The organism is Rhizobium sp. BIGb0125 (assembly GCF_024810055.1).
In the GTDB taxonomy this organism is placed as follows: Bacteria; Pseudomonadota; Alphaproteobacteria; order Rhizobiales; family Rhizobiaceae; genus Agrobacterium.
Window position 1 is genome coordinate 854,023 of the sequence record NZ_JANUDV010000001.1, and the last position, 22,328, is coordinate 876,350.

Annotated in this window: 23 protein-coding genes and 1 tRNA gene; 15 read left to right on the forward strand and 9 right to left on the reverse strand. The window is 55.5% G+C overall.

The genetic code is table 11. The features are described from left to right. Positions 1 to 79: 79 nt before the first annotated feature. Complete coding sequence (locus M2418_RS03855; protein WP_259144537.1) at positions 80 to 964, reverse strand: SDR family oxidoreductase; 885 nt, start codon at positions 962 to 964, stop codon at positions 80 to 82. 160 nt (positions 965 to 1,124) lie between these two features. On the opposite strand from M2418_RS03855, the gene M2418_RS03860 reads away from it, so the two are divergent. The 4 genes from M2418_RS03860 to M2418_RS03875 all read left to right on the forward strand — a co-directional run bounded on the left by M2418_RS03860 (position 1,125) and on the right by M2418_RS03875 (position 4,205). Next, entirely contained in the window at positions 1,125 to 1,529 is a 405-nt protein-coding gene (locus tag M2418_RS03860; protein ID WP_259144539.1) for a helix-turn-helix domain-containing protein, read from the forward strand. Between the two features lie 160 nt (positions 1,530 to 1,689). After that, the gene (locus tag M2418_RS03865; RefSeq protein ID WP_192488587.1) at positions 1,690 to 2,313 is read left to right on the forward strand and encodes a TetR/AcrR family transcriptional regulator; all 624 of its coding nucleotides are present in this window, start codon (positions 1,690 to 1,692) and stop codon (positions 2,311 to 2,313) included. A 70-nt stretch (positions 2,314 to 2,383) separates the two neighbouring features. Beyond that, positions 2,384 to 3,403 carry a ketol-acid reductoisomerase gene (gene ilvC, locus M2418_RS03870; protein ID WP_250981812.1) on the forward strand — a complete coding sequence of 340 codons (1,020 nt, stop codon included), beginning with the start codon at positions 2,384 to 2,386 and terminating at the stop codon, positions 3,401 to 3,403. A gap of 412 nt (positions 3,404 to 3,815) precedes the next feature. Then, positions 3,816 to 4,205 (forward strand): DUF4440 domain-containing protein, encoded by a 390-nt coding sequence (locus tag M2418_RS03875; protein ID WP_259144550.1) that lies wholly within the window; start codon positions 3,816 to 3,818, stop codon positions 4,203 to 4,205. Between the two features lie 59 nt (positions 4,206 to 4,264). Here M2418_RS03875 and M2418_RS03880 read toward each other — a convergent pair whose 3' ends face one another. Further along, a complete protein-coding gene (locus M2418_RS03880; protein ID WP_259144552.1) occupies positions 4,265 to 4,717 on the reverse strand; it encodes an RbsD/FucU family protein in 453 nt (150 codons plus the stop codon). Between the two features lie 298 nt (positions 4,718 to 5,015). Here M2418_RS03880 and M2418_RS03885 point away from each other — a divergent pair, with 298 nt between their 5' ends. The 5 genes from M2418_RS03885 (at position 5,016) to M2418_RS03905 (ending at position 11,084) form a co-directional block, all read left to right on the forward strand. Continuing rightward, positions 5,016 to 6,260, forward strand: coding sequence for a PLP-dependent aminotransferase family protein (locus tag M2418_RS03885; RefSeq protein WP_259144554.1), 1,245 nt, complete (start codon positions 5,016 to 5,018; stop codon positions 6,258 to 6,260). A gap of 198 nt (positions 6,261 to 6,458) precedes the next feature. After that, positions 6,459 to 7,292, forward strand: coding sequence for a PhzF family phenazine biosynthesis protein (locus M2418_RS03890; RefSeq protein WP_405049368.1), 834 nt, complete (start codon positions 6,459 to 6,461; stop codon positions 7,290 to 7,292). A gap of 89 nt (positions 7,293 to 7,381) precedes the next feature. Then, positions 7,382 to 8,365 carry an ABC transporter substrate-binding protein gene (locus M2418_RS03895; RefSeq protein WP_250981808.1) on the forward strand — a complete coding sequence of 328 codons (984 nt, stop codon included), beginning with the start codon at positions 7,382 to 7,384 and terminating at the stop codon, positions 8,363 to 8,365. Between the two features lie 8 nt (positions 8,366 to 8,373). Next, positions 8,374 to 10,068, forward strand: a complete 1,695-nt coding sequence (locus M2418_RS03900; protein WP_259144558.1) for an iron ABC transporter permease — start codon at positions 8,374 to 8,376, stop codon at positions 10,066 to 10,068. Then, positions 10,056 to 11,084: an ABC transporter ATP-binding protein gene (locus M2418_RS03905; RefSeq protein ID WP_259144559.1), complete on the forward strand. Its 1,029-nt coding sequence runs from the start codon at positions 10,056 to 10,058 to the stop codon at positions 11,082 to 11,084. Before M2418_RS03900 ends, M2418_RS03905 begins: the two co-directional genes overlap by 13 nt. Before the next feature lie 43 nt (positions 11,085 to 11,127). Here M2418_RS03905 and M2418_RS03910 read toward each other — a convergent pair whose 3' ends face one another. Continuing rightward, positions 11,128 to 11,874 carry a GGDEF domain-containing protein gene (locus M2418_RS03910; protein ID WP_259144561.1) on the reverse strand — a complete coding sequence of 249 codons (747 nt, stop codon included), beginning with the start codon at positions 11,872 to 11,874 and terminating at the stop codon, positions 11,128 to 11,130. Between the two features lie 233 nt (positions 11,875 to 12,107). Between M2418_RS03910 and M2418_RS03915 the strand changes: the two genes are divergently transcribed. The 4 genes from M2418_RS03915 to M2418_RS03930 all read left to right on the forward strand — a co-directional run bounded on the left by M2418_RS03915 (position 12,108) and on the right by M2418_RS03930 (position 14,933). Next, complete coding sequence (locus M2418_RS03915) at positions 12,108 to 13,217, forward strand: endonuclease/exonuclease/phosphatase family protein (protein ID WP_259144563.1); 1,110 nt, start codon at positions 12,108 to 12,110, stop codon at positions 13,215 to 13,217. Between the two features lie 161 nt (positions 13,218 to 13,378). Next, a complete protein-coding gene (locus M2418_RS03920; RefSeq protein WP_192488598.1) occupies positions 13,379 to 13,735 on the forward strand; it encodes a nuclear transport factor 2 family protein in 357 nt (118 codons plus the stop codon). A 122-nt stretch (positions 13,736 to 13,857) separates the two neighbouring features. Further along, positions 13,858 to 13,933: transfer RNA gene (locus M2418_RS03925), tRNA-Thr, on the forward strand. Between the two features lie 379 nt (positions 13,934 to 14,312). Then, complete coding sequence (locus tag M2418_RS03930; protein WP_192488599.1) at positions 14,313 to 14,933, forward strand: J domain-containing protein; 621 nt, start codon at positions 14,313 to 14,315, stop codon at positions 14,931 to 14,933. Between the two features lie 27 nt (positions 14,934 to 14,960). On the opposite strand, the gene M2418_RS03935 is transcribed toward M2418_RS03930, so the two are convergent. The 3 genes from M2418_RS03935 to M2418_RS03945 all read right to left on the reverse strand — a co-directional run bounded on the left by M2418_RS03935 (position 14,961) and on the right by M2418_RS03945 (position 16,712). Then, positions 14,961 to 15,557, reverse strand: a complete 597-nt coding sequence (locus M2418_RS03935) for a DUF922 domain-containing Zn-dependent protease (RefSeq protein ID WP_259144915.1) — start codon at positions 15,555 to 15,557, stop codon at positions 14,961 to 14,963. Between the two features lie 83 nt (positions 15,558 to 15,640). Continuing rightward, entirely contained in the window at positions 15,641 to 16,135 is a 495-nt protein-coding gene (locus M2418_RS03940; protein WP_259144572.1) for an ACT domain-containing protein, read from the reverse strand. Positions 16,136 to 16,232: 97 nt separating this feature from the next. After that, the gene (locus tag M2418_RS03945; RefSeq protein WP_192488600.1) at positions 16,233 to 16,712 is read right to left on the reverse strand and encodes a PRC-barrel domain-containing protein; all 480 of its coding nucleotides are present in this window, start codon (positions 16,710 to 16,712) and stop codon (positions 16,233 to 16,235) included. A gap of 164 nt (positions 16,713 to 16,876) precedes the next feature. Here M2418_RS03945 and M2418_RS03950 point away from each other — a divergent pair, with 164 nt between their 5' ends. Beyond that, positions 16,877 to 17,317, forward strand: a complete 441-nt coding sequence (locus M2418_RS03950) for a DUF1801 domain-containing protein (protein WP_259144574.1) — start codon at positions 16,877 to 16,879, stop codon at positions 17,315 to 17,317. A gap of 15 nt (positions 17,318 to 17,332) precedes the next feature. On the opposite strand, the gene M2418_RS03955 is transcribed toward M2418_RS03950, so the two are convergent. The 3 genes from M2418_RS03955 to uvrB form a co-directional block, all read right to left on the reverse strand. Next, entirely contained in the window at positions 17,333 to 17,539 is a 207-nt protein-coding gene (locus M2418_RS03955; RefSeq protein ID WP_250981799.1) for a hypothetical protein, read from the reverse strand. A gap of 156 nt (positions 17,540 to 17,695) precedes the next feature. After that, positions 17,696 to 18,664, reverse strand: coding sequence for an alpha/beta hydrolase family protein (locus M2418_RS03960; RefSeq protein WP_259144583.1), 969 nt, complete (start codon positions 18,662 to 18,664; stop codon positions 17,696 to 17,698). 88 nt (positions 18,665 to 18,752) lie between these two features. Next, positions 18,753 to 21,665 carry an excinuclease ABC subunit UvrB gene (uvrB, locus tag M2418_RS03965; protein ID WP_259144600.1) on the reverse strand — a complete coding sequence of 971 codons (2,913 nt, stop codon included), beginning with the start codon at positions 21,663 to 21,665 and terminating at the stop codon, positions 18,753 to 18,755. A gap of 293 nt (positions 21,666 to 21,958) precedes the next feature. On the opposite strand from uvrB, the gene M2418_RS03970 reads away from it, so the two are divergent. Next, complete coding sequence (locus tag M2418_RS03970) at positions 21,959 to 22,312, forward strand: DMT family protein (protein ID WP_250981796.1); 354 nt, start codon at positions 21,959 to 21,961, stop codon at positions 22,310 to 22,312. Positions 22,313 to 22,328: the final 16 nt, after the last annotated feature.

A 22,328-nucleotide genomic window follows, 5' to 3' on the forward strand; every position in this document is an offset into this window, starting at 1 on the left:
TCACGACAGCAAAACCGAAATGCAAAAGGAGGCAAGTGTTTGCCTGCCTCCTTTTTTGCGTTCAGAAACCTTGATGGAATCAGCCGATCAGGGCTGCCTTGCTGGCCTTGAAGTAATCTGCCGGGGACTGTGGCTTTTCGCCGGTTAGCGTTTCGTAGTCATTGGTCACGCCATCGAAGTTGCCCGCACGAATGTTGGCATCAGCCGATACCAGCATGTCAGCGACGAAGCCGGGAAGACCTGCGCCCTCAATGCCCTGCTTCAACTGCTCGTCGTTGATCTGCACGACGGCCAGCGGTTTGCCGGTAGCGGCGGTGATCAGGGCGGCAACCTCATCGGCATTCAGCGACTGCGGACCAGTGATGGTGTAGGTTTTGTTTTCTGCCTTGCCCTTGGCGAGGGCAGCAGCGGCTGCACGGGCGCAATCGTCACGCGAGATATTGGGAACCTTGCCTGTGCCGCTGGAGGTGAACCACTGTCCGGTCTGCAGGTTGTGCGGCATGGCATGCAGGTAGTTGTCGTTATACCAGGCGTTGCGGATAATGGTGTAGGGCAGGCCGCTCGCCTTCACGGCCTGTTCTGTGCCGAGATGGTCAGGTGCAAAGGTAACCAGCGATTTGTCCGGGTTTGGCATGGATGTGTAAAGTAGATGTTTTACGCCGGCCTTGGCGGCGGCATTAACCGCTGCTGTGTGCTGCTTGAGGCGCTGGCCGGGTACGGCAAGAGCGTCGGTAGAGATGATCAGCAGCTTGTCGATGCCGGAAAAGGCTGCTGTCAGAGACGTTTCATCATCAAAATCAGCCTTGCGGGTTTCAACACCCTTGGCAGCGAAATCGGCGAGCTTGGACGTGTCGCGGCTGGCGGCGACGATGTCGGATGCTGGCACCTTGTAAGTCTCCAGAAGATGCTGAATGACAGCCTTGCCAAGCTGGCCTGCTGCTCCGGTGACGAGAATTTTGCTCATGGCGTGTTTCCTTGTTTGGTTTCGTGTGGCGCTGGTTTGCGTGTCATGAGTAGCGGCTTGTGCTGCTGCTCTCAAAAAGAGACCAAGGCTAAAATAGGAATTGACCGTGTGCTGTAAAGAAGGCACTTTCGAGGTAGATCGTTACCAAAAGGGAACCACCATGGATGCGCCAACCTCTGGCTTCAAACCGAAAAACAGTGGCACTATAGATAATTCGGCGCTGGATTTCGACAATTGCCCGGTGCGTGATCTTCTCAGCCAGATTGGTGGTAAGTGGGCAACGCTTTTGTTGGAGGCATTGTCCGAAAAACCCTATCGTTTCGGCCAGTTACGGCGCATGGTGCCTGATATTTCGCAGCGGATGCTGACGCAGACTTTGCGTGATCTGCAGCGCGACGGTTATGTCGAACGTGAGGTTTTCCCGACCAAGCCGCCAAGCGTTGAATATCGCATGACGCCGCTCGGGCATTCGCTTTATGAACCTGTGTCGAAAGTCATCCTTTGGGCGCTGGAAAACCAGCAAGCCGTGCGGACTGCGCGTGCTGAATTCGACAAGGCTGTCTGACTGCTGCGAAGGCGAGACTGTTTGCGTCGCAGCTTTTATGCTACGCTGCGCCAAATCGTAACGTTCCCTTAAAAAATATCTTGACCCGGAGAAGGCATTCTCTTATCCATCGCCAGAACCGTACTGTACGGTACTAATCCGTACTTCTGGAGTGAATGCCGTGACAACCGATCCAATCACAACACAGGAATTTTCGCCGCGTCAGAACGCTGTTCTGGAGCAGGCTTTGAAATTGCTTGTCGAGGGTGGGGATAAAGCGCTGACCACATCCGGTCTGGCACGCGCGGCCAACTGTTCCAAGGAAAGCCTCTATAAGTGGTTTGGCGACCGTGATGGTCTGCTGGCTGCAATGATCACCTTTCAGCAGAGCAAGGTCCGCACCATCGAGCGTACCGGCGAACGCCTCAGCGTCGAGCAGTTGAAAGAACATCTTGACGTTTTTGCCCATGATTTGCTGGACGTTCTGGCAGGCGATGTTTCGCTGGCGCTGAACCGTCTGGCGGTCGGGCAGAGCAGCCGTGACGGCTCCAAGCTTGGCACGTTGCTTCTGGAGCGCGGCCGTCGCCAGATCGACCGTCGCGCCAAGGCTCTGCTGGAGACGGGGCGTCGCTCCGGCCTGCTTCGCATCGATGACGTCGAAGAGGCTTATCGCATGTTTTACGGTCTTATCGTCTCGGATCTGCATGTTCGCATGCTGCTGGGCGAGGCACCGGAAAAGGATTTCGCACCACGGGCAAGAAAGGCCGTTACGGCATTTCTGACGCTCTATGGTGTGCAGAAATAATCACGCGGCTGCGGGGCAGGGCTGCCTTCCCGCACCGTCTCAACCTGATTAGCATAGAGAAGGAAATGATATGCGCGTTTATTACGATCGTGATGCCGATCTCAACCTCATCAAGGCGAAGAATGTCGCCATCGTCGGTTACGGCTCGCAGGGCCGCGCCCATGCGCTCAACCTCAAGGATAGCGGCCAGAAGAATATCGTTATCGCGCTGAAGGCCGGTTCGCCGACCATCAAGAAGGCAGAAGCTGACGGCTTCAAGGTCATGACCGTTGCAGAGGCTGCAAAGTGGGCAGACCTGTTGATGATGGCAACGCCGGACGAACTGCAGGCCGACATCTACAAGGCAGAAATTGCTGGCAACATCCGTGACGGCGCAGCGATTGCTTTCGCACACGGCCTCAACGTTCACTTCGGCCTCATCGAGCCAAAGGACACGCTTGACGTTGTCATGATCGCACCAAAGGGCCCAGGCCACACGGTTCGCGGCGAATACCAGAAGGGCGGCGGCGTGCCTTGCCTCGTTGCTGTTCACCAGAATGCTTCCGGCAACGCTCTTGAAGTTGCTCTGTCCTACGCTTGTGGCGTTGGTGGCGGCCGTTCCGGCATCATCGAAACCAACTTCCGCGAAGAGTGCGAAACCGACCTGTTCGGCGAGCAGGTTGTTCTGTGCGGCGGTCTGGTTGAACTGATCCGCGCTGGTTTCGAAACGCTGACCGAAGCCGGTTACGCACCTGAAATGGCTTACTTCGAGTGCTTGCACGAAGTGAAGCTCATCGTAGACCTGATCTACGAAGGTGGCATTGCCAACATGAACTACTCCATCTCCAACACTGCGGAGTGGGGCGAATACGTGACCGGTCCTCGCATCATCACTGCTGAAACAAAGGCTGAAATGAAGCGCGTCCTCAAGGACATCCAGACCGGCAAGTTCACGTCTGATTGGATGCAGGAATACAAGGCTGGTGGCGCACGCTTCAAGGGCATCCGCCGCATGAACGATGTTCACCAGATCGAAGAAGTTGGCGCAAAGCTGCGCGGCATGATGCCATGGATCGGCAAGAACAAGCTGGTCGACAAGGCAGTTAACTAAGCCTTTTGCCGATCCCTGTTTGTTGTTTGCGTGCCTGCGGCATCGCGGGTATCGGCAAGAACAGTTGGTTGACAAGGCTGTCAACTAAGCCATTTGCTTAGGTTGAAATAATAGGGTCAGCGCGAAAGCGCTGGCCCTTTTTGTTGTTTGCGTGCCTGCGGCAGCGGAGGGGTCGGCAAGAACAGGGGGCGACGAGGCTGTTAGATAAACTTCACGATAAGCAGGAATACCAACGGCCGGGGCGATAGCTCAGGCCGTTTTCATTGCGTCACTTAATTTGGCGTCATCCTCGGGACGAGCCCGAGGATGACGCGGCCGGCGGGTTTGCAACCATCAACCTAGCGCTTCCTTTATTGTGAACCCCGGTAAAAACTGGTCTGATAAACCCCGATAAAACAGACAGGGCAGCCTTATGCGCGACGCAGATGTGTCTCTAACAAAAGAAGATTTGGATGCCATCCGCAGGCTGGAAGAGTGTCTGTGGATCGGTGGGAGCCGTTTTGACAACGCGTTGATGGACAAGGTGTTTGCTGCCGACTTTTTTGAATTCCGCCGCTCAGGCAGGACCTATGCGCGTGCGGAGATGTTTTTTGATCCGCATTCTGCTGAAGTGATTGATGCGACCATTCCGCTACCAGAATTCCATGCGCGTCATCTGTCTGAGGATGTCGTGCAGGTGACTTATGTCAGCGAAGTCAGATATGGTGAGAACATCGAGCGCGCCAACCGATCGTCAATCTGGAGCCGGGAGGGTGCCGGTTGGCAGTTGCGTTTTCATCAGGGCACGCCAATCCCGGATTGAAGGAATGAGCGGGCAGGTGGCCGCTCATCCAGTTTTTCATCTGGTGCAGCGGACCACACTCAGGCCGATGGTGGAATGACACCCTTCGTCAGGATAAAGCAGCCGTAAAAACGGGTTTCACCCGTGGTGATCACGCAATATGCATCCCTGGCTTCTTCGTAGAATTTGAAGCGCTCAATGCCATACATCGGGGCGGATTTGCCTTCGGCGGCATCAACTTCTTTCTGCACTTCGGCCTGCACAGGCTCCAACTGGTCCGGTGCGCCCATCACTTCCATGCGGCCGACGGAAGGCTGCAAGGGCGTGTCCAGCGGCAGAACCGAAAGGATTGCCTTCATGGCGCGGGCAGCGGAAATGTTTTCCATGCGCAGCACCTGACCGACTACGGTGTGTTGTGCCACGCTGTCGGACGGGAAGTTGGTGTCGGAAATGACCAGTGTGTCACCGTGCCCCATGGCGCGCAGCGCGTGCAGCACATCGGCATTGAGTGCCGGGTCGATATTCTTGAGCATTCTATCCTCCTCGAAAAATGCAAATCAGTTGCCGTGCAATCGACCCGGAAATTACCGTTTCGTCAATGTGTGATTGGGCATTGTTTGGCTGATGGAGACAGGCGAGTGCACCGTCCAACTGCTGACAGTTGGGAATTGTTAAGTCTTGAAGGGAGTTGTAATGGAGTGTGCGGCTGCATTTGGGAGTGCGCCGTAGAGTCGAAAAATAGTACCAAAATTCGATAAGTCAGCATTGCTGACCTTTCGAGTTTTCTATAAAGATAAAAGCACAAAAAACGAAACAAGAGGAAACGTACCCATGCTTGATTGGGAACATATTTTCGCCACGCGCTCTTCGCGCATGAAGGCGTCGGAAATCCGTGAGCTGCTGAAACTGCTCGAGCAGCCGGATATCATCTCGTTTGCAGGCGGCATTCCCGACCCTGCATTGTTCCCAGATCAGGAATTCAAGCAGGCCTATTCCGATATTTTTTCCGGTGCACAGGTAAATTCTGCCCTGCAATATTCCGTCAGCGAAGGCTACAAGCCGCTGCGCGAATGGATCGTTGCCGACATGGCGAAGATCGGCATTGAATGCTCCGTGGACAATGTTTTCATCACATCCGGTTCGCAGCAGGCGCTCGATTATCTCGGCAAGCTGTTCCTGTCGCCGAAGGATACCGCGCTGGTGACATGGCCAACCTATCTAGGCGCTCTCTCAGCCTTCAACGCTTATGAGCCGACCTATGACCAGTTGAACCCGGGCGGTAACCGCACGCCGGAAACCTATCGTGAAAACGCTACCAAGGCTGGTGGTTCGGTGAAGTTTGCCTATCTGTCTGCCGACTTCTCCAACCCGACCGGTGAAACCGTCAGCCTTGCAGACCGCAAGAAGTTGCTGGAACTGGCGGATGAGCTGGATATCGCGGTTCTCGAAGATGCGGCCTATCAGAACCTGCGTTTTGATGGCGAAGCAATTGCACCGATCCTGGCACTCGACATTGAGCGCAGCGGCGGCATTGAAAACACCCGTACCATCTACAGCGGCAGCTTCTCCAAGACGCTGGCACCAGGCCTGCGCGTTGGTTTCGTCGTTGCCTCCATGCCGGTCATCCGCAAGCTGGTTCTGATGAAGCAAGCTGCTGACCTGCATTCCTCGACCATCAATCAGATGGCCATCGAACATGTTGCTTCACGCGGTTTCGACAAGCAGGTCGGCAAGATCAAGGCAACCTATAGCGCCCGTCGTGATGCCATGTTGGCAGCTCTTGAAAAATACATGCCAAAGACCGCTCGCTGGACAAAACCGGAAGGTGGCATGTTCATCTGGGTAACATTGCCGGAAGGCATCGACGGTGCTGAATTGCTGGCCAAGTCGCTGTCGAGCGAGCGCGTTGCCTTCGTGCCGGGCAAGGCATTTTTTGCTGATGGCTCCGGTAGCAACACGCTGCGCATCAGCTTCTCCTGCGCCAACGAGCAGATGATCGACGAGGGCATCAAGCGCCTTGGTCGTCTGGTTGCCGGTGCAGAAGCGACAACCAGCGCGACGATGCCAATCATCTGATTGGTTGTTGATGGGTGAGGGTAGCGGGAGCAGTATCCCGCTGCCTTTCATCTGCGGTTTCAAGCCGCATGTGGCCGGATGTCCGCGTTTTCGGCAATTGTTTTTCTTCCTTATTGTCAGTTTTTACGGCAGCACCTGCCTGTGCCTGCATGAATGAATGACGGACCATCTGACGCCCGTTTCCCAAGGAAATTCTTCGTGACCCAAACACATGCCTTTCATCAGGTCGATGTCTTTTCCTCACAGCCATTCAAGGGAAATCCGCTGGCGGTGGTCTGCGATGCCGATAATCTCTCGGACGCGCAAATGGCGGCCTTTGCAAACTGGACCAACCTCAGCGAAACGACGTTTCTGCTGAAACCGACAGTTGATGGTGCTGATTACCGCGTGCGGATTTTTACGCCAGTTGGTGAGTTGCCCTTTGCCGGTCATCCGACACTTGGGTCCTGCCATGTCTGGCTTGCTCATCATGGCAAAACCGGAATGCAGGACGTTGTGCAGGAGTGTGAGGCAGGACTGGTGCGTATCCGCATCAGTGACGGCAGGCCGGCATTTGCCGCACCGCCTTTGCGCAAATCCGGGACTGTTGATGCCGAGACGCTGGCGACGGTAGCAGCTGCCCTTGACGTGGCATCTAGCGCCATTGTCGACGCAAACTGGACCGACAATGGTCCGGGCTGGCTGTCATTGTTGTTGAAAACCAGAGCGGATGTTTTGAATATTCGGCCGGATTATGCGGCACTTGGACATTATCAAGTCGGTGTGGTGGCGCCATGTACCCATGAGGACGGTGTTGAAACCGATTTCGAGCTGCGGGCATTTTGCGACAACTGCGAAGACCCTGTCACTGGCAGTCTCAATGCCGGTGTTGCCCAGTGGCTGATGGGCAAAGGTGTTGCGCCACAACGCTATGTCGCAAGTCAGGGCACGGTGCTTGGTCGTGCCGGGCGCGTCTATGTCGAGAAGCTGGACGACGACATCTGGATCGCTGGTGAAGTGACCGGCGTTATCGATGGCAGTGTTGTCATATGAGGTGTATTGACAGGCCTGAAAAATGGACTGTCACATACATGTTATAGATATGTGTTTTAGCGGGGCCACCTCATAACAGGAATGGACCCATGAAAACCCTTCTTTCCGCTTTCACTGCTCTCGTTTCGTTTGGCATGATTGTTGGCAGCGCCAACGCTGCTGATCTGGTGCTCTACACCAGCCAGCCAAATGAAGATGCGCAGGCTACCGTCGATGGCTTCAAGGCTGCCAATCCCGGCCTCGACGTCGAGTGGGTTCGCGACGGAACGCCAAAGATCATGGCAAAGCTGATGGCGGAAATTGAAGCCGGCAATCCGGTTGCCGACGTTCTGCTGATTGCCGACACGGTCACCTTGGAGCGCATGAAGCAGGCTGGTCAGCTGATGGCCTACAAGTCGCCGGAAGCCGCCAATCTCGACGCTTCGCTGTATGACGCCGATGGTTATTACTACTCCACCAAGCTGATCACCACCGGCATCATGTACAACACTGCCGCTGCGATGAAGCCAACCAGCTGGAAGGATCTGGAAAAGCCGGAAGCTAAGGGCATGGTGACTATGCCAAGCCCGCTGACCTCGGGTGCTGCTCTCATTCACGCGCAGACGCTGGCTGGCGTCGACAGCCTTGGCTGGGACTACTACAAGGCGCTCAAGGAAAATGGTGCGGTTGCCGCTGGTGGTAACGGTGGTGTGCTGAAGTCTGTGGCCTCTGGCGAAAAGGCTTATGGCGTTGTGGTTGACTACATGCCAATCCGTGAAAAGGCCAAGGGCGCACCGATTGAATTCATCTTCCCGGAAGAGGGTGTTTCGGCCGTGACCGAGCCGGTTGGCATTCTGTCCACAACGAAGCATGCTGACGCTGCCAAGAAGTTCGTTGATTACGTTCTGTCCAAGGACGGCCAGGAAGGCTTCCTGAAGCTTGGTTACATTCCAGCACGCAACGACGTTGCTCTGCCCGAAGGTTTCCCGGCCCGCGACAAGATCAAGGTTCTGCCGATCAATGCTCCGGAAGCTCTCAAGAACTCCGAGAAAGACCTGAAGACCTTCTCCGACATCTTCGGTTCGAACGGCTAAATCACATTATGTCCGTTTTGAATGCATCAGGAAACAGCCAGCCGCGCTGGCTGTTTCCCTTTGTGGTGTTGGTGGTTTTCGTCCTCAGCGCCCTGCCGCTGGGGCGTCTTGCCTATACCGGAATTCTATCGTCACTGAACGGTGACTTATGGCCATTGCTGACTGATCCTGCCCTGTGGCGCGCGGTGTTGAACAGTCTGGTCACCTCATTTCTTGGCATGATCATTTCCGTTGTCATTGGCGGCGGTTTCGCCTTGGCACTGACGCTATGCGACGTGCGCGGCAAGGCTGCCATGAGTTTCCTGTTCATGTTGCCAATGATGATCCCGCCACAGGTAACAGCCCTGTCGTGGATTGGCATGACGGGCCCATCGAGCACGTTGTTGAAGGCCATTGGCCTCGCGCCAGCGCTGGGTTCGCCGCAACCGCTTTATTCGATCGGCGGCATTGCATTGCTGCTTGGCGTACAACACGCCCCACTGGTCTATCTGTCCTTGAGGGCGGGCCTGCTGGCACTGCCGCAGGATGGTATCGAGGCCGCCCGCCTGTCGGGCGCCACCTCATGGCGGGTGCTGAAAGATGTCATTCTTCCCCTGTCGACACCGGGGCTGATTGCCGGTGCGGCCATTGCTTTTGTCTCTGGCGTCGGCAATTTCGGCATTCCTGCCATTCTCGGTATTCCGGCCTCGATTTTCACGCTGCCGACGCTGATCTACAGCCGCTTTGCCAGCTTCGGTACCAGCACATTTGGCGACATCGCCATGTTGTCGGGCATGATTGCCATTATTTCGGTGGCCGGTCTTGCGGTGCAGGAAAGAGCCATGAAGGGCCGCGATTACCGCATCATCGGTCTGTCGGGCAAGGTCGCGACCTTCCGGCTACACTCCTGGCGTTTGCCGCTCGAAGTGGTGTTGTGGCTGGCCATCTTTTTCATTCTGGTTGCGCCGCTGGCAGCGCTGATCGCAAGCTCGCTCGCACCGGCCTATGGTGTGCCGCTCAGCCTCAAGACAGCAACCTTGCATGCCTATGAGGAAATCCTGTTTCGGCAGGCCTCGACGCGTACCGCCTTCCTGAATTCGATGTTCCTCGCCAGTGTTACGGCAGCAGGTCTCCTTCTGGTGACATTGCTGACGGCGTATTTTCTGGTGCGGGCAAAAAGCCGCTTCATGTTCATCCTGTCGGCGCTGGTGGATATTCCCTATGCCTTGCCGGGCATCGTCATTGCCGTGGCCTTCATCCTGCTTCTGGCCGCACCGTTGCCCTTTGTTGGCGTGACGCTTTACGGAACGATCTGGATTATTCTGCTGGCCTATTTCTCGTCGTTCTTCGCTGTCAGCCTTAAGCCGATGGTTGGTGCCTTCTCGCAATTCGATCCTGCTTTGGAAGAGGCAGCCCGGTTGGCTGGAGCGGGGTTCTGGCGCCGGTTGAAGGATATCATCCTGCCGCTGGTGGCACCGGCGGCTGGGGCGTCGATTATTCTGGTCTTTCTGATCGCCTGTAATGAGCTGACGGTGTCTGCGCTGCTGTGGTCAGCCGGCACCCAGACACTTGGGGTGGTTATCTACAATCTTGATGATAGCGGCAGTTTCGATCTTGCCTCTGCACTGTCCGTTCTTGTCGTGGCCATGGTGATCATTCTCATGCTGCTTCTGGAACTGCTTGGCCGCAAACTGCCGAAGGGAGTTGTACCGTGGCAAAACTGATACTCAACCATTTGTCCAAAGACTTTGGCACTGGCAAACCTGCGGTGGACGATGTCTCGCTGACCATTCGTGATGGCGGTTTTCTGGCGCTGCTGGGGCCTTCCGGTTGCGGCAAGACAACGGTGCTGCGCATGGTTGCCGGTTTCGAGCAGCCAAGCGATGGTTCCATTCTGCTGGGCGAGCGTGTGTTGGCCGACGCCGGCAGCATGGTGCCGCCAGAACGTCGCAACATGGCGATGGTGTTTCAGTCCTACGCGCTATGGCCGCATATGACGGTGGCTGACAATGCCGGTTATCCGCTAAAGGTGCGCGGCATCTCCGGTGAGCGGTACCGCAGCAAGGTCGCCGCCGCGCTGGCAGCCGTGCGTCTTGAAAACTACGCCAATCGCCGCCCGTCAGAACTCTCCGGCGGTCAACGTCAGCGTGTGGCACTGGCACGGTGCCTGGTGACCGAGCCGGATGTGGTGTTGCTGGATGAGCCCCTGGCCAATCTCGACCGGCATTTGCGCCAGGAGATGGAAGAGACCTTCCGTGAGTTCCACATCAGTTCCGGTGCCACGATGATCTACGTCACCCATGACCAGTCCGAGGCCATGGCGCTGGCAACCGATGTGGCGGTGATGTCTCAAGGCAAGCTGTTGCAGGTGGCACCGCCAGCGGAGCTTTATGCCCGTCCAGAAGGGCGGCTGGTCGGTTCACTGGTCGGGCAGGGAGCGATCGTTTCTCTGGCGCTGCCTCAACAGGACAATCGCGAACTGGACTGGAATGTTCTGGCGCCGGCTTTTGCCAAGGGAAAAGGCGTGTCGCCGACCGGTGATATTCTTGTTCGCCCGCAGGATGTGGTGCAGGACGCAGATGGTATTCGTTGCCGCGTTACGTCATCTCTCTATGAAGGGGAGCGTTATGCGCTGCGCCTGAAACTGCCAGATGGCCAGAGCCTCCGTGCCTATAGCCGTGATGCTGCAAATGTTGGTGATTTTATTCCGGTTGCCATCAGAGCCGCCTGGCGACTGTGATCTTCCTATGAAGGAAAGCCTGACGGCAACTGTCTGTCAGGCTTTAGCTGACCGCCAGATTACGACCCTGACGTTTGGCGCTGTACATGTTGGCATCGGCCACCTGCAACATGCGGGACGGGTCAAAACCTGTTTCGCAATAGGCGACACCGAAGCTGGCGCTCAGCCCGATCTTGTCGCCGTCTGTGGTCGTGACCTTCAGGTTGGCGATGGCGATGCGGATTTTTTCCGCGGCCTCGGTAATGTCCTGCCGTTTGAGGAAGGGCAGGAACATTGCAAATTCCTCGCCGCCGATACGGCCAGCAATGTCGTCATCTGCACTCATGCGTGACACCAATTGGCCAACACGGCGTAGCGCTGCATCGCCAGTGGCATGACCATAGGTATCGTTGAGTGTCTTGAAGTAATCGAGATCGAAAAACAGCAGGCCGCCGCTCTTTTGTCCCAGGCTTGCCTTTTCCAACTCGTCCATGAAGGTGGCGCGGTTGAGAATGCCGGTCAGCGGATCAAGACGCGATGACATCCGCAATTGCTCATAGGCAACGGCCAACTCGTCGCGCGCTTCGGCCGCTTCCTTGCGGGCCAGACGCAGTCTTGCAGTATTCCAGTAATGAAGGGCTGACATGGGAATTGCGCTTGCAAGCGGGCAGATGATCGTCATGATCAGTCCAGCGCCCGCAAGCTTGCCTCCCATCATGGGAACGAATGTCACAGATATCAGCAGGGTCACGCCTAATGCGAATATTCCCGTGGCCAGAGCCTTGAGTGTGATAATCCGAAAATCAATCATTGATCTTTTGGTTCCATTCGATCCGGGACTAACCATGCCGCAGTTTTAAATTGTCTGAACGGAACCGTTAAATTGCGACGTTTTCGTATTTAATTGGTGCATTATCCACTGGCATGGTTTTTGGTCCCGCTCTTGGTCGTTCAAAACCTCCATCGCCGATGGAATGCATGTTCTCTTGCCCGCCGAACAGCTAAGGTTCTAAGTTGCTGTTGTTGCATAAACGGGAATGATTCATGTCGCTCAGGCTTGCCACTTTCAACATCGAAAACCTGCTCACCCGCTTTGATTTTACAGGCTTTCGCAACCAGACCCGCCGCGACAGGGCGATGCAGCTTTTCGAAATCCGTGACGAGGCGACCTATCAGGCCCTGGAAAGCGCGCGTCTGGTATCTTCTACCGACGATACCCGCCAGCTTTCGGCGCTGGCGATAGCTGATGCGGATGCCGACATCCTCTGCCTGCAGGAAGTGGACAACATGGCGGCCTTGCAGGCCTTCGAATATGGCTATCTGTTTCGTATGGTCGGTAACGGCTATCGCCAGAAATATCTGGTGGAGGGCAATGACAGCCGCGGCATCGATGTCGCCGTCATCATGCGTGAGGAAACTCGCGACGGGCAACGCATCGAACTGGTGGATATCAAAAGCCATGCGGCACTGACTTACCGCGACCTGCATCTCTTTAACGCCGATATCGCTGTCACCAACCAGCCAGATGACAAGATTTTCAAACGCGACTGCCTGGAGCTCGACCTGCGTATCGGCGGCAAACCCTTCACGCTTTACGTAGTGCATCTGAAATCGATGACCAATTCGCGTGAATCCACGGATGCGCGACTTGGCACCATGGCCATCCGGCATGCCGAACTGAAAGCCGTGCGCCATATTATTGAAAGCCGCTTCGGCGCAGGCAAGGCGCGCGACATGAATTTCGCCATTTGTGGCGACATGAACGACTATCAGGAAAAGGTGCTAATCGACGGTGACCGGCGCAAGGGCTACACCTTTACGCCCGTCAACGAGGATGAAAGCGCATTGAATGTGCTGAGTGCCGATGGTTTTGCCATCAATCCGATGCTGCGCCGTGATGTGATGGACCGGTGGACGCTGTATCATTCGCGCGGACCACAGGAACAGCATCTGTGCCAGCTTGATTACATCTGGCTATCACCGCGCCTTGCCAGCCTCAACCCAAACCAGGTGCCGGACATTATTCGCAATGGCCAGCCGTATCGCACCATTTTCCCGCCCGGGCAGGCGGTAGAGCATTATCCGCGCACCGGCTGGGACAGACCCAAGGCATCCGACCATTGCCCTGTCGTGATGACCCTGGATCTGGAATGATGAGCCAGCGCGGCGCTGTCCTACAGATTAGGGCTGTGGGGTGGACCGGCGACAATTGGGGGTTCTGGCGAGTAAGTTGTTTCAGGTGTATGTTGTCTTTCAGTTCAAGTTGACTGACTAAAACATGCGAATGGAAGAAACATAAACGCGAGGCCAAAACGATGCCCGGTTCCATTTCTGAGACTGTCGTTGATTATGTACACGCCATGACCTTTGCCGATGAGGACAGGTTACGGGAACTTTTCGATCCGCGAGCCGCCATCGTCGGTAACTATCAGGGCGGTATTGAGTGGCTGTCTCTCAGTGATTTCATCGATCAGATCAAGTCTGTCGATTCTCCGTCACCGGACCATGAGCTCGATTATGAGATTCTTGGCATTGATACCGCTGGCGAGACCGCGTCCGTCAAACTGCGCGATAGTTTTGCAGGTGCGAACTTCACCAATTACCTCTCATTGCTACAAATCGATGGTAAGTGGTTGATCGTTCACAAGCTTTATTATCTGCACGATGAGTAAGGCTTAGCCTCGACAAATCCCCATTTCCGGTTTGCGAACAAAAAAATGCATGTTCAGCATGCTTATTTTCAATTTTCGCTTTACACAGAAAAAGAATCTGGTAATTCCACACGCACTGGATTGCCCTTGTAGCTCAGTTGGTAGAGCACCTGATTTGTAATCAGGGGGTCACGAGTTCGAACCTTGTCGGGGGCACCAGTTTTTCCCTTAAATCAATGCATTGCAGTTGACGATAGATTGTCGTCAACGTCTCGCGTTCGTTTTGCGAAGACACGATTGCCCGAAGTTGCAGACGTGTCTGATGGCCGCCCGAGTTTGGGCTAGGCGAGAAATTGAACCTTCTGATTCTCCGACTTCCGCTTTCCACAGTTTTGTGGGCATTGTTGGCAAGATGGACATGCGCCTGACAAAATTGCGGTTAAAGCGTGTTTTCCGCTTTGAAATGTCATGGCTGATGGTGGGCTTATCACCACGGGCATGGCAGGTTTGTCGTGAAAACTGACATCAAGGACTGCCGTCGGGCGTGAAAATTGCGTATGGTCTGCTTCATGCGGGTGGATCGTCGCCCTTGGTGTGAATGCGTAAAACAGGTGCTGTGTTGATCGATCCCTATGTTTTGCTTGGTGTGGCGCGTGATGCGGATGAGGCAGCGATCAAGGCTGCCTATCGCAAGCTGGCAAAAAACGCGCATCCGGATAGTGGTGGCGATACAGAGCAATTCTCCAGCCTGCAAAAAGCCTATGATCTTTTGAAGGACCCGGTGCGCCGCAAGGTGTTCGATGACACCGGTTATGATCCGCAGTTGGCAGACCCCAAGGATCTCAAGGGTTTGCTGATGCTGGAAACACTGGTCAACGAGTTCATTCTGGATGAGCGCGAGCCGGGCAGTTTCGATCCTGTTGCGGCCATGCGCCGCAAGTTGACGGATGATATTCTCAAAAGCCGTTTCCACATTCTCGAGCTTGAGCGTCATCGCACCCGCGTGCGCAAACATATGGACCGGCTGGGCAAAAAGCCGGAAACCGATGTGCTCGGCTCTATGCTGCGTTCGCGCAGCCAATCCATCGCAGAGGCCATTCGTAATGCCGAAGCGCAGATCGAGGCCATCGAGCAGGCCTATACCATGCTGGAAGGCTATTCCTACGAGATCGAGATGATGGAACGCGTCGTGACGCTGAAGGCAGAGGCGGCGGAATAAACCGCCAGCCGCTTGTCTGTCATTGGATTACGGTCCATTGACCAGCGCCAGAATGAGTTGGTGCACCCGGCCACCGGGTGACATTTCCTCCCGGTCGAAATCACTGCTGCGACGGCGCTGTTCGTTGGACAGTTCACCGAGCCGCTTTTGCAAAACTTCGCGAACCTTCTGGCATTTCGGGTCGTTTTCGGCTCTCAGACCTACACTGTAAGCCTCGATTTTCTGAACCATGTCGAGAATGTGCTCGCCATGAACGCGTTCATGCGTCTCGACGCCGCGGATAAAGGTCTGCCAGCTGTCTGCCATTGCCCCAGACAGTTTGGTGGCGGGTTTGGGCCAGCTGTATATGATGGTGAGATTGGGCCGGGCGGAGGCCAGCACACAGGCACCATCCGGCAGTGGCCGGTAATCCCGGCGCCATGTCAGTTTGAAGGTGGTGTAGGCGATGGCCTGGCCGGAGCCGGCCTCGGGTCCGCGAGCGCCGATCGACTGGTACAGCTCCATGCCGGTTGAACCGCGCACCGTATAGGGTTTGATCTGTTCTGCCGGGCGCCAGTTGTTGGCATGAGCGGCAGCGGGCAAAGCCAGCAATGTCAGAAGGGCAGGGATGGCGGCTTTTTTCATGTCGCGGGTCTTGATCACTCGGGGTTCCATATCAGCAACCCGCTCACCGACCACGGGCCTCATTGTAAAAATTGATCGCTGACCTATCGTAAGGCCGATGTTTGCAAGGCGCGCAGAATATCCATGGCCTCGTTTGCCCTGTCGTGCGGCACGAACACATGGTCATGATGTAAGGCGGCCACCATATTGCAGGCAATGCCTTTGTCAGCCAGTGCAGTGGATACCGCGGCGGTCAAACCGACACCTTCAAGAGACGAATATACCTCAAGAGTAATTCGAGACATTGGCGGCTGGGTCATTGTCAGGTCCAGCGATATTGCTTTATCCAGCGGCAAGATCAGGCTGATGCCCTCGGCTTCGCGGAACGTGGCTAGGGCATTGAGGACAATATGTTGATCTGCGCCGGACGGCGGCAGTGCGCAGAAAATATAGGTCTCTGTATCAAGCGTCGGCGTCATCCCCGCAATCATCCCGGCACGATCCTGAACGACTGCTCCTGTCGATATATCCGGCGGCAAATTTGTGATCTCCAGCAAATCAAGAAGAACGACGATGGCCTGTCTGGTGTTGATTATCAAGCAACATCAAAGCTGCGTCGAATAGCGGGGCGGCATTCAAAACGAAAAAAGCCCCTGCTTTTCAGCAGAGGCTTTTCGCTGGAGCTGACAAGGGGGATCAGTCGTCCAGCTTGTCGTAATCCAATTTAGGAGCGGCTTCGAGCGCTTCCTTTGTTGTGTCGACATAGGCCTTCCATGTGCCATTGTCATTCTGGACAGCCACCGAGGCCGGATCGAGCACGACATAGCTCTTGTCGATGCCAAGGAAGCCACCGACGCTGGCAACGAGGCCAATCACCGACTTGCCGTCACCAATCACCACATCTTCAATCTCGCCAATGTCGTCACCGGCTGCGTTGTAGATATCCAGGCCTTCCAACTGGGAGGCGGTCAGATCGGTCTTCTGCACGTTGACGAATTTCAGCGGACCATTTGGCGTCATGCCCATTGTAATGCCCGGGCCGGCCAGAGTGGCGTCAGCGCCAGCAGCTGCAGGGGCGGCAGCAGACGGTGCAGCCGGGGTTGTCGCTGTCTGTGCAAAGGCAACAGAGGAGGTGAGGACTGCGGCAGCAGCCAGTGCGAAAACCTTGTTTTTCATGATGTTTCTTCCCTTTCAGTATCGAACGCTATGTTCGGGGGAGTAACGGATAGGCATTGTTTTGGTTCCAGCAAAAAATGTAGATTAGAACGTCAGCATGATCTGAAATACGCTATAAGAGGATTGAGATCATGACGCGGTTCCCGAGGGTACAGGTGACAACCATGCCGGATAAAAAACAGGACCATGTGCAGGACAAGGGTGATCCATCTGCTTTGATCGACGAGAGGATCGAACAGTTGGGTGACTGGCGTGGAGCAAAGCTTGCGAAAATTCGCGCACTGATAAAACAGGCGGTGCCCGAGGTGATCGAAGAATGGAAATGGCGCGGCGTGCCTGTTTGGGAACATGCCGGCATTATCTGCACCGGCGAGACCTACAAAAATGTGGTCAAGATGACCTTTGCCCATGGTGCGTCAGTCGCGGACCCAGCCAGGCTGTTTAATTCCAGCCTTGAGGGCAATACACGCCGCGCAATCGATTTTCATGAGGATGATGTGATCGCTGAAGAGGCTTTGAAAGCGCTCATTCGTGCGGCCGCAGAGAGAAATGTCTCTCATAAATCAAAATCATCCCGCTCTACAAAAAAAGCGGGATCATCATAAAGCGTCCAGAAAAACTTATGTACGCGACGGGAACGTGCCGGAGAGTTTCTGCTGCACCAGATCAACACTGCCACGGACATGCAGCATCAGAGGTTTGCCGCCGGAGATTGCCAGCGCCATGGCGATAATAGACACGTCCTCTTCGAATGCACCGACGTAAAGCACCTGTGCCGGATTGACGTAGACGGTTTGATTGTGGGTGTTTTTAAAACCGATCATCATATGAGGCATGTCTCCTTTTTGCTTTGGGTGGAGATATGCCAGCAAGGGGTTGATGCAGGTTTAACGCATAATAGCAAAATACGACTTATGCGACTGCTGGGCACGTAGGCGCCAAATGCTCGGCAAAATTGGCAAATAGAAGGTGAATATCTGCGGCTAATTCTCGGCAACAGCCTTGTCGCTATCCCATTTGCTGTCGATGAATTTCAGCACATCGATGATTGAGGTCTTCCAGACGGTCCAGACGTGATCGCCGTCAGTGATACGCAATTCCGATGTGCGATTGTCAGCCTGTAATGTTTCATGCAGGGCAACGGCGCCGCGCCAGAGAAAAAAGCCGTCATCGTCGCCAACCGTGAGATAAGTGGCCGGCAAGTCCTGTCCTTCCACGACATGTTGCGCGACCAGAGTGAATAGGTTCTTTTCATTGAACAACCGCGCGTCGAATGGCGTACCAAAAGCGCCGGAGAAATGATCGCCGGTTGATGGCAGGACGATGCCGCTGGTGATCGTCGTGCGGTCAACCCGGTGGAAAAAGGCGCTGTCCTGAATGAGTTTCAGTTCGGCGGGCGTTTTATCGAGATCTTCGGCTGGTACGTTTTGCCAGATTGCGCCGGACATGCTGGCGACAGCTGTGAAAAGATCTTCGTGGTCATAGGCTAGACGCAGCGCGCCAAACCCACCCATAGACAGGCCAGCTATGGCGCGACCCTGCTTGTCCTGACGAACAGGAAGCGTCTTTTCCACATGCGAGTGAAGGTCGCCCGTTATGGCTGTCTCGTAATCACCCGGTCCGCCAACTGCTGATGAGTCGACATACCAGCTGTTCTTTGCGCCCGGCATGACCACGACCAGCGGACGGATGGTGCCTGAGGCAATCATGCCATCCAGTGTTTTCTGGATGTTGCCGAGATCGCGCCAGCTGTTCTGGTCTCCATCATGGCCGTGCAACAGATACAGCACCGGCCAGCCGTTTTCCGGTGGTTCGCCATCCGGTTGGTAGATGTTGACTGAAAGATCGGCGTCGAGTGCCTTGCTGCTGAAGGTGGCGTCTTCGATCTGCCCGGCAAAGGCAGATCCGCAGGACAGGAAAAGGCAAAGGGTTGCCAGATTTTTTCGCGTCATACCGTCTCTCCCTTGCGGGTTCGCGGGTTCCCAATAAAGTTCAGTAACGTTTACGGGTAGGTTGGGTTCCTACGCTGCATGTTTGTGGTTAACGCCCCGGTTTACCGGTCTTGCCTTTTGTGCGGCCCTTGCGCTGTTTTTCGTCCACGACATCTTCATAGGAACCTAAGCCGGGTTTGGCACGAGTGATTGGGCGAGGGTCGTCAGTGCGTTTTTCCGGCTGGCCTTCGAGAAGGGGTGAGAAACGCTTGCCGCCCTCACTTGCCGGTTTTTCGGGAACGTCACCACGCACTGGCTTTTCAGTTCGGCCAACAGTCATTTCGTCGAGCGTGTTCTTGCGGAACAACGGCTTGGCGGTGTCCGTGCCCGGTCCCATGTCATCCAGCGATGGTTTCTGGAACAGGGATTCACGGGTGGCCTGCGCGGCGCGTCTGATGCCTTCCTGCGCCTTGGATTCCTCCTTGGCGATAGGGTCGTCCATTGCCGCCAGTTCGACAGCCTTGAGGCGCTTGATTTCGTCGCGCAGACGGGCGGCCTTTTCGAAGTCGAGATCGGCTGCTGCGTCGCGCATCTGTTTTTCCAGCGCGTTGAGATGTGCCTGCAAGTTGGCGCCAACCAGATGGCCGCCATCGGCAAAGCCTTTGCCGGAAACGCCAGAAATATCAGCCCTTACGTGATCTTTCTCATAAACTGAATCAAGAATATCGGAGATGCGCGCCTTGACCGATTCCGGCGTAATGCCGTGTTCGGTATTGTAGGCCATCTGCTTTTCACGGCGGCGGCTGGTTTCTTCCATCGCACGTTTCATCGAACCGGTGATGTTATCCGCATAGAGGATAACCTTGCCATCAACGTTACGGGCAGCACGGCCGATCGTCTGAATGAGCGATGTTTCCGAACGCAGGAAACCTTCCTTGTCGGCGTCGAGAATGGCGACAAAACCGCATTCTGGAATGTCGAGACCTTCGCGCAGCAGGTTGATACCAACCAGCACGTCAAAGGCACCAAGACGCAGATCACGGATGATCTCGATACGCTCCAGCGTGTCGATGTCCGAGTGCATGTAGCGCACGCGTACGCCTTGCTCGTGCAGATATTCAGTCAGGTCTTCCGCCATGCGTTTGGTCAAAACCGTCACCAGCGTGCGGTAACCAGCCTGCGCAGTCTCGCGGATTTCACCCAACACATCGTCCACCTGCGTGCGGGCAGATCGAACCTCGACCGGCGGATCGATAAGGCCGGTGGGGCGAATGACCTGTTCGGCAAAGACGCCGCCGGATTCTTCCATCTCCCAGGAGCCAGGTGTGGCGGACACAGCGATGGTTGGTGGGCGCATGGCGTCCCATTCCTCGAACCTCAGCGGACGGTTGTCCATGCAGGAGGGCAGGCGGAAGCCATATTCCGCCAGCGTTGCCTTGCGACGGAAGTCGCCTCGGTACATGCCACCGATCTGGCTGACGGAGACATGGCTTTCGTCGATGAACAGCAGCGCGTTGTCAGGGATATATTCAAACAACGTCGGTGGTGGCTCGCCGGGATTACGGCCAGTAAGGTAACGGGAATAGTTTTCGATACCGGCGCAGGAGCCGGTGGCCTCCAGCATTTCGATATCGTAACGGGTGCGCTGTTCCAGACGTTGCGCTTCGAGCAAACGGCCAGCCTTTTCCAGTTCGGCAAGACGGCCTTTCAGCTCTTCCTTGATCGACTTGATGGCGCCATTCAGCGTCGGCCGCGGCGTGACATAGTGCGAATTGGCGTAAATCTTCACCGATTGCAGATCGCCGGTTTTCTGGCCGGTCAATGGATCGAATTCGGTGATGGTTTCGATTTCATCGCCCCACATGGAAATGCGCCATGCGGCATCTTCCAAGTGGGCCGGGAAGATTTCAATTGTGTCACCGCGCACACGGAAGGAACCACGCACGAAGTTGATGTCCTGCCGTTTATACTGCTGTGCCACGAGATCGGCCAGAAGCTGACGCTGGTCCAGCTTGTCGCCCACCTGCATCTGGAAGGTCATGGCGGTGTAGGTTTCCACCGAGCCAATACCGTAAATGCAGGAAACCGAAGCGACGATGATACAGTCATCACGCTCCAGAATGGCGCGGGTGGCGGAGTGGCGCATGCGGTCGATCTGTTCGTTGATCGACGATTCCTTTTCGATGAAGGTATCCGAGCGCGGCACATAGGCTTCCGGCTGGTAATAATCGTAATAGGAAACGAAATATTCCACCGCATTGTCGGGGAAGAAGTTCTTGAACTCGGAATAAAGCTGTGCGGCCAGCGTCTTGTTCGGGGCAAGAATAACCGCAGGGCGCTGGGTTGCCTCAATCACCTTGGCCATGGTGAAGGTCTTGCCCGAACCGGTCACGCCGAGAAGAACCTGCGAGCGTTCTCCCGAATTGATGCCTTCGACCAGATCGGCAATGGCGGTTGGCTGATCACCGGCAGGTTCGAAATCCGATTGCATGCGGATCGTAATGCCGCCTTCGGATTTAGCCGGGCGAGCAGGACGATGCGGGGTCCACAATTTGCCATCCTTGAACAGCGGATTACCGCTTTCAATCAGCTTCGACAGCGCATCCACCGTGGCCGTGACCGCACCGGTGGCGAGGTTTTCTGCTTCTTCAAGGCTGACATCGAGACCGGCAACCGGGTTCAGACCGGCAGCTGCACGGGTCTTGGGGTCGTTGGATGCGCCAATCGACACACCGCGCGATGTCTTTTGAGATGTGGCCTTGTTGCCTTTTGCAGTCTTGGCCGCTTCATCGATTGCAGCCTTGCGGGCTTCGATCTCGATCTTCTTGCGGTGCTTGCCCGCCTTTGAGGCAATCTCCCGCTGGGTTTCAACCGAGGATGCTTCCGCTTCGGCTTCAAGCTGCTTTACCCAATCGGCCACGCTGCCGGAAAGCGGAGCACCTTCAAAAGGTGCCTGCGGCATTTCAGCAAAGCCATCGGAGCGCGAGGTCTGGTCGGTGGGTTTTTTCGGAGATTTGGCCATGCCCGGAATATGGAGAGAGTCCGCCCAAAAAGGAAGGGGCGGCAATGAAAAAATGAGTACAAAAAGGAAACGTCGCCCTACATGGAACCGAACGAATGCTGGCGTGTCTTATCCTCCGTTTTCATTGCCGTGCGGCAGGTGAAAGAATGGAGCCGATACCTTCTACATCAGGGCATCTGCTTCGCAAAAAAGCCCAGTACACTTTTTGGCCAGATGCTGTAAGCAAGTGGCCAAATTCCGAAGATGTTCTGTTTTTCGGTTCCGGTTTCCCTCACAATCTCCAAAGGTCGATCATGCCTTTCTCTATCAGCCCTGCCCACATCTGGCCTGTCCTGATGCTCATTGCCTCAAACGTCTTCATGACCTTTGCCTGGTACGGGCATCTCAAGCACAAGGGCAGCGCCCTGTTTCTGGCGATTATGGCCAGCTGGGGCATCGCGTTTTTTGAATATTGTCTGGCGGTCCCTGCCAACCGTATTGGCTCTGAGGTCTATTCGACAGCGCAGCTCAAGACGATGCAGGAAGTCATCACGCTGATCGTATTTGCCGGCTTCTCGATCTTCTGGCTGAAGGAGAGCCTGACCATCAACCACGTTATAGGTTTTGCACTGATTGCGCTGGGTGCGTCATTTATCTTCAGAACCTGACATCGTGCATTTACGG